Source organism: Candidatus Hydrogenedentota bacterium (assembly GCA_018005585.1).
Lineage (GTDB): Bacteria > Hydrogenedentota > Hydrogenedentia > Hydrogenedentales > JAGMZX01 > JAGMZX01.
This window is the reverse complement of the sequence record JAGMZX010000007.1, coordinates 74666-81520: the sequence shown is the minus strand read 5'-3', so window position 1 is coordinate 81520 and position 6855 is coordinate 74666. Positions and strand designations below refer to the sequence as shown.

Here is a 6855-nt window from a genome sequence, read left to right as displayed (position 1 = left end):
CAATAGGTTTCTGGGGCTTCCCGGGATCGCGCTCGCGTGTTTCGTCCAGCCCGAGCGCGTCGTATAGTTTTGCCAGTTCCGGCGAGATAATCGGCGCCACGGGACGGCCCGTTTCCTTCGCGGCAATCTCTTCCGCCTGAAGCGCACCCAGTGTGGCCGTAACGAACTTGTGGCAATTCATGCATACATTTGCTGACGGGATACCCGCGTGGCGGCTCCTGTCCGCGCCAGAGTGGCAGTACAAGCAATCGATCGCCAGTTCGCCCGCATGCAGGCGGTGCGAGAACGCGATCGGCTGCGCCGGCTCATAGCCCTCATGATTTCCGGGCAGGTTGAATCTGCGCGCCGACGCCATGAGCGCAAAGAGGCTCAAGGCCAATCCCGTCAGGAGTAGATACGTCCGTGTTTCCTTGCTCATAAGTAATCCACATCTCTTGTCATGTTTCGGGAACTCGCGCGTCTCGAACACTTGCGTCTGCCCGTCCTTGGCGGCCTATCAACACGGTGTGTCACAACCACGGCGCGTATAACACCACCAGTTCAGAGCGATATTGACGACGTAAAATGCGGCGATTGCATAGAAAAATGTGTTAGGCGAGCCTGTACGCGAGATAATTTCGCCCAAGCACACGCCGAAAACGAACGGGCCATACGCCGCGATGGCCGCGGTCCATCCCAGTACCCCGCCTGCTTGCCGCGGCTCGAAGACCACAGGAATCTGGCGAAACGTAGAGGCATTGCCAATTCCGGCGAAGAGAAACAGGCCCACCATCCACAATACGAAGTAGGGAAACTCCTCGATCGAGTCCGGCGTGGTAAAGAACGTCACCCCAATCGCGCAGGCAAACAAACCGAGCCCGCTCAAGGAAGTAATGACGGCGCCGCCCCACTTGTCGCTTGGCGGCCCGGCCAGAATGCGTGTAATCGAGCCAACGAGCGGCCCAATAAAGGCAAACAGGAGCGGGTCTGGAGCGTTCTCAAAATGTCCGTACAGCTTGCCTATCAAGAGCGGAAACGTCGCCGAGAATCCGGAGAATGAGCCGAACGTCATAATGTACAGCGACGTCATGAACCAGGTGTGCCTGCTCCGGAAGATATCCAATTGCTGCGCGAACGTGGCCTTTACCGGGACACTTCGCAGAGACGACCACGCGACCACACCAAGTACGACGAGCAACGGCAAGTACCAGAAAGTCGCGTTTTGAATCCAGATGGGCGTGCTCGCGCCATCACTTGTGACGGTCTGCGGGCCGCCGGCCACAGCGCCGAACACGCCCGCTCCGATAATCCACGGGGTCACAAACTGCGCAAGGCTTACTCCGAAGTTGCCAATGCCCGCTTGAATACCCAGGATCGTGCCTTGCAGCCGTTTTGGGAAAAACAGGCTCGTGCTCGGCATGAAGGACGAAAAATCGCCGCCGCCAAAACCCAGAAGCAGCGCGAGCAACAGGAACACCCAGAACGGCGTGCCGGGATTCATCACCGCGAGCCCAATACCGATGCAGGGAAGCAGTTTGATGAACGTGGCTGCGGTGATCACGTTGCGCGTACCGTAGATCGGGATCAGAAACGTATGCACCATGCGAAGGGTGCCCCCCGCAAGTCCGGGTATCGCCGCGAGCCAGAATAACTGACGCTGTGAGAACGAGAACCCAATGAGCGGCAGCCGCACAACGATCGCGCTCATGGCAAACCACGTCGCAAACGACAACACTAATGCCGCGGTGGTAATGCTCAATGTGCGCCACGCGATTCGTTTCCCGGTAGACTCCCAGAATTCCGGGTTCTCCGGCTCCCATCTCTCCAGCGTCTTCATTCAGCACTCCGACTCGTGTTCCCTGCGCCAGCCGCCGAAGGCTGACCGCTGCTCCCTTATCCCTCAACTCTCCCGTGGCTTCTGCCGTTCCATGGCATGCTCGATTTCCTCGATCCTGCCCATGAGCTCCGGCGCCGCTTCGCGCAACATGCGCTGGATTACGCGATGCATCCACCACAGGCAAACTGCGGAGAGTATCGCGAAGAACAGCCAGCAAGTCGTCCAGATGCCGGTCCATTCGAGGAGATAACCGAAGATGATGGGACACACGAACCCGCCAAGCCCGCCCAAAACACCGACAATACCCCCCACAACGCCCACTTCTTTCGGGAAATACTCGGGAATGTGCTTGTAGACCGCGGCTTTTCCGATGCCCATCATTATCCCGACAATGAAGACCAACGCCGTAAAAATCCAAACATTGGCCTGGAAGTAAATATGCGTCACACCCCGCGCGAGCAACTGCTTCTTGACCACCTGGTCGCCTTCCTTGACGACTGGTTCCTGCCATGACGAGATCGTCGGCCATACCAATACCTGCCGGGCTTTTTCTTCCGGCGTAAGTTGCCGTTCCCTGTTTACGGCCAGCGGATACCGCGATTCCCCCACCGCGATCTCCGATTCGGTAACCGCGGTTACCGTGCCGCCCCGCTTGGCCATGACTCCCCTGCCCGGCGACTCAATATCCATGCGCGGTACAATCAGGAGCGTACAGCACACCAGACACGAGCCCAGCACCCAGTACATCACGCGGCGCGCGCCCCAGTGGTCCGACATCCATCCGCCAAGCGCGCGAATGACGCCCGAAGGCAGGCTGAAGACCGATGCCATCACGCCGGCCATCGCGAGTGGCATCAGGTAGGCGTTCACGTAATAAGGAACAAGCCACTGTGCAAGCGCTACAAACCCGCCGAATACGAAGAAGTAATAGAGCCCGAAACGCCAGACGCGCAAATGACGCAATGGGGCGAGCCGCTGCCGGAAACTCGTGATGTGCGAGTCGTCCACCTTGCGTGAATGGGTCAGCAGGACAAACACGATCGCCGTAATCGCCAGCACGGCGGCGTACAGGCGGGGCAGGTGGCGCCATGCCTCGATATTCTCGCCTCCGTTCGTCAGCCAGGCCAAGAGACTCGGTGCTCCAAGGGTCGTGAGCGCGGCTCCGGCGTTGCCCATCCCAAAAACACCGAGCGCGGTGCCTTGCCGTGCCTTCGAGAACCAGACGGACGTGTACGCGATGCCAACGGCGAAAGACGTGCCCGCAAGCCCAAACCCGAGGCTGGCCAGAAAGAAGCCCGTGAAGCTGTCGGCCAAGCTCAACAAGTACATGGGCGCGGCCGCGAGCAACATGACACCCGTGAACACGGCACGGCCGCCGAACTTGTCGGTGAGAATGCCCGCGGGCAGCCGGAACAGTGAGCCGGACAACACGGGAACGCCTATGAGCCACCCGACCTGCGACTCGCTCCAACGGTAGACCTGATGCTCCACCAGGAATGTGATGAGCACGCCATTCAGCATCCAACACGCGAAACACACCGTGAATGCAAGGGTGTTCAGCGTAAGCACCGCCAGTCCCTTTGACGAATCCCGCATGCCGCTTATCTCCAGCTCACCCGTCGCATTTCAAGCCACATCGCGCGGTGCGCCGTACCAACGCACCACCTGCGGCTTGCGCCACAGATAGGGATTCGGCACGACCAGAATATGAACCAGCCGGGTGAAGGGAAACAGTCCAAAAACCACGAACGCGTTGAACACGTGCAGTTTGACGAGATGCGGCATGCCGACGATATACGTCAGGTCCGGACTGAACTTGAGCAGAGACCAGAGATAGGGCGTCATCGACGTTGCAAACCAGGACGAGCCCCACGGGTACAGAATCGCGATGGCAATCCCGCTTGCAAACTGCACGGCAAGCAGAAGATACAGCACCGCGTCCACCGGACTGGTCACCTTTCGGACCTTGCTGTCCGTGAGCCGCCGCGCGATGGCCGCGATCAGGCCGACCGTCGCGAGAATGCCGCAGGCGAGCGCGGTAATTTCGAGCACGTACAAGCGCAGCGGGTTCCCATTCCACAACAGAATGCTTCGCGGGATAAGAAATGCGACTATGTGTCCGCCAAGGACCACGAGAATACCGTAGTGAAATGGAACCAGCGCCCAGAAGTGCCGCTTGTTCTCCAGTAATTGCGATGACAGACTGGAAAAGCTGAACGTTTGTGCCCGGTAGCGTTGGATGCTCACCAGAAAGAACGTGAAGAGCGCCACGTACGGAACCAGCGTAAACGAGGCTACATCCAGATAATTAAGCAGTTGCGCCATGTTTGCTCTCCTCCGCAACAGGCCCGAAGACCGTATCGATCGCCGCCTTAACGGTCTCAAGCAAGGCGTGATAGGGATTGTCCCCGGGCAGCGAATTCATGATCTTTTCCAGCGCGGGCCCCACGCAGCACGACGCGAACTCGGCGCCTTCCGCGGGTTGCATGCGTGCCAGCAAGCGCAGGGCAAGTGTGAGATGATCCGGCAGCTCTTCTCTCTCCGCAACGCCGCAACGCCGCAGTTCGCGCCGTAGCCTCACCAGATACCGGCCGCGGTTGTAGTCCTCGCCGAACAAATGCCAGCCAAGGTCCAACGTACACGCCGGATTCAGGTCGAATGTGCTGATGTACGATTCTTCGATTTCGCTCAGCGGCTTGCTCTCCATGATCTCCGCGTATCTATCGAGCAGGCTGCCCCCGCCGGGGACCACGCGCAGCAAGTGCTCGCGGCAGTGCTCGATTCGCGTACGAAGACCGGGTTCTGGATAGACCAGCAAGTCGGCCAGCGTGTCAAATAGTTCAAGGCACGGGCGCAAACCCAGAATGTGCAGGGATTCCCCTCGCATCAGAGTCCCCTCCGCGGTCCGCTCAAAAAGCCGAACCCGGCATTCTGCTTCTGTTCGTGCGGATCCTTTGTAGCCTCGATAGCCTGCTCGCGCAGCATGGGGGGAATCACGAAGCGCTGATCGACTGTGCACAGCGATGTCAGCTCGTAGATTTCCTGCGCTTCCCGCGCGGTGCAGTCCGCCTCGCGCAGCATCCGTTCCGCGGTCTCCATGTCCACATCGCCGACGGTCAGCGCGCGCCGGTACCAGCGCACCGCCTTCTGTTTCCGCAGGGCATACAGCACTTTGCCCTCCTGCCCGCCACCGAGCAGGTTGCCGAGGAACTTCAGCGGCACGCGTGCCTGCTCGATGTCGTGGAAGAGGTCTTCGCTGACGCTGTTGAGCGCGCCGTCTTTCCGGTCTGCCATAACCGGGGCCATCGGCGGCACGTAGAAGAGCATGGGCAGGGTCCGGAACTCGATATGCGGCGGCAATGCGATTTTCCAGATTTTCACAAATTTGTAGACCGGCGAGGCCTGTGCCGATTGAATGACTGCCTCTGAAATGCCGTTCTTCATCGCATTCTCGATGACATGCGGATCGTTGGGGTCGAGAATCATCTCCCGCTGCGCGTCAATAAGCTGTTCCGCGGGCAGGTTGGCCACGTCCGCGACACGTTCCGCGTCGTAGAGCAGCACGCCTACGTAGCGGATGCGGCCTACGCACGAATGGAAGCACGCGGGCGCCTGGCCCGTTTCAAGCCGCGGATAGCATAGAATGCACTTTTCCGACTTGCCCGTGAACCAGTTGAAAAAGACCTTCTTGTACGGGCACGCCGCGATGCATGAACGCCACGCGCGGCACCGTTTCTGATCCACAAGGACGATCCCGTCTTCGCCGCGTTTATAGAGCGCGCCAGACGGGCACGAGGCCACGCACGCGGGGTTCAAACAGTGGTTGCAGATGCGCGGGAAGTAGAAGAAGACCAGCTGCTCGATCGAGAACAGCTGCCGGCGCTGGGCTTCGGTCAACCCTTCAAGATTGGGGTCGTGCTCGCCATAGACAGGCGATCCGCTCAGGTCGTCGTCCCAATTCGGGCCGGACTCGATGTCGATATACTCGCCTGTCACCATGGATATCGGTTTCGCGGTCGGCTGGTCCGGCCCTTCGGGGGCGTTGAACAGGTTCTGATAGTCGTACGTCCACGGCTCGTAATAGTCGTCCATGCTCGGCATATGGGGGTTGTGAAAGATGTTCGTCACAATCCGCGCCTTGCCGGTCGACTTGAGCCGGATGCCCCCGTTGTGCTTTTCCCAGCCGCCCCGGAACTTCTCCTGGTTTTCCCACTGGCAGGGATACCCGGTGCCGGGCTTGGTCTCGACGTTGTTCCACCACATGTATTCGGTGCCGCGGCGGTCCGTCCAGATGTTCTTGCACGCCAGGCTGCACGTGTGACAGCCGATGCACTTGTCAAGGTGGAACATTGTCCCGATCTGTGCGCGTACGTTCATGCTTCGCGTTCCTTTGGATTACCACCTGAGTTCGGGCAGTTTGCGCACCATGACGTGCGTGTCGCGGTTGCAGCCCACCGGCCCCCAGTAATTGAAGTGGAAAGTGAATTGGCCGTAGCCGCCGCACATCAGGTTCGGCTTCAACCGTGTGCGCGTAAGGCTGTTGTGGCCGCCGGCGCGGCGGTTGTTGCGCAATGGCGATTTCGGCACGGAATACGTCCGTTCCGGCGAGTGATACTGAATGCAGACCCCGCGCGGTATGCGCGCGCTCACAACCGCGCGCGTCACCACGACGCCATGGTCGTTGTGTACCTCGACCCAGTCGTTGTCGTTCACGCCGATCTCAGCGGCATCGTGGTCGTTCATCCACAACGGCTCGACACCGCGCGACAAGGTAGTCATGCGCTGGTTGTCGCCGTAGGTGGAGTGGATGTGCCACTTTCCATGCGGCGTCAGATAGTTCAAGGTCTTCGTCGGCCCGGCCTCTTTGCTGAAGCGCATATCCGCGTATTGGGTCGGCAACGGCTTCGGTTTGTACGTCGGCAGGTGCTCGCCGTATTGCAGGTACAACGGGTGATCGAGATAGTAATGCTGACGGCCGGTAAGCGTGCGCCACGGCACCAGCGCCTCGACGTTATACGTGAACGGCGAATAGGGCCGCC

7 protein-coding genes are annotated in these 6855 nt (G+C 59.7%); all 7 read right to left on the bottom strand.

The window, feature by feature from the left end; genetic code table 11:
- Window positions 1-418: cytochrome c3 family protein (locus KA184_02460; protein ID MBP8128415.1), on the bottom strand; the 418-nt coding region annotated here is incomplete at its 3' end.
- A gap of 78 nt (window positions 419-496) precedes the next feature.
- Window positions 497-1816 (bottom strand): NarK/NasA family nitrate transporter, encoded by a 1320-nt coding sequence (locus tag KA184_02455; GenBank protein ID MBP8128414.1) that lies wholly within the window; start codon window positions 1814-1816, stop codon window positions 497-499.
- Between the two features lie 63 nt (window positions 1817-1879).
- Window positions 1880-3412 (bottom strand): NarK/NasA family nitrate transporter, encoded by a 1533-nt coding sequence (locus tag KA184_02450; GenBank protein MBP8128413.1) that lies wholly within the window; start codon window positions 3410-3412, stop codon window positions 1880-1882.
- A gap of 30 nt (window positions 3413-3442) precedes the next feature.
- Window positions 3443-4141 (bottom strand): respiratory nitrate reductase subunit gamma, encoded by a 699-nt coding sequence (gene narI / locus KA184_02445; protein ID MBP8128412.1) that lies wholly within the window; start codon window positions 4139-4141, stop codon window positions 3443-3445.
- Window positions 4125-4703 carry a molecular chaperone TorD family protein gene (locus KA184_02440; protein ID MBP8128411.1) on the bottom strand — a complete coding sequence of 193 codons (579 nt, stop codon included), beginning with the start codon at window positions 4701-4703 and terminating at the stop codon, window positions 4125-4127. The genes narI and KA184_02440 overlap by 17 nt, the downstream gene beginning before the upstream one ends.
- Window positions 4703-6193, bottom strand: a complete 1491-nt coding sequence (gene narH, locus KA184_02435; GenBank protein MBP8128410.1) for a nitrate reductase subunit beta — start codon at window positions 6191-6193, stop codon at window positions 4703-4705. The genes KA184_02440 and narH overlap by 1 nt, the downstream gene beginning before the upstream one ends.
- 18 nt (window positions 6194-6211) lie before the next feature.
- The coding region (narZ, locus tag KA184_02430; protein MBP8128409.1) for a nitrate reductase subunit alpha at window positions 6212-6855 on the bottom strand (644 nt) is incomplete at its 5' end.

Bases quoted from the DNA above. Each gene is read 5' to 3' on its own strand.
- KA184_02455 (MBP8128414.1), bottom strand. From the start codon at position 1,816: ATGAAGACGCTGGAGAGATGGGAGCCGGAGAACCCGGAATTCTGGGAG.
- narI (MBP8128412.1), bottom strand. From the start codon at position 4,141: ATGGCGCAACTGCTTAATTATCTGGATGTAGCCTCGTTTACGCTGGTT.
- KA184_02440 (MBP8128411.1), bottom strand. From the start codon at position 4,703: ATGCGAGGGGAATCCCTGCACATTCTGGGTTTGCGCCCGTGCCTTGAA.
- narH (MBP8128410.1), bottom strand. From the start codon at position 6,193: ATGAACGTACGCGCACAGATCGGGACAATGTTCCACCTTGACAAGTGC.
- KA184_02450 (MBP8128413.1), bottom strand. From the start codon at position 3,412: ATGCGGGATTCGTCAAAGGGACTGGCGGTGCTTACGCTGAACACCCTT.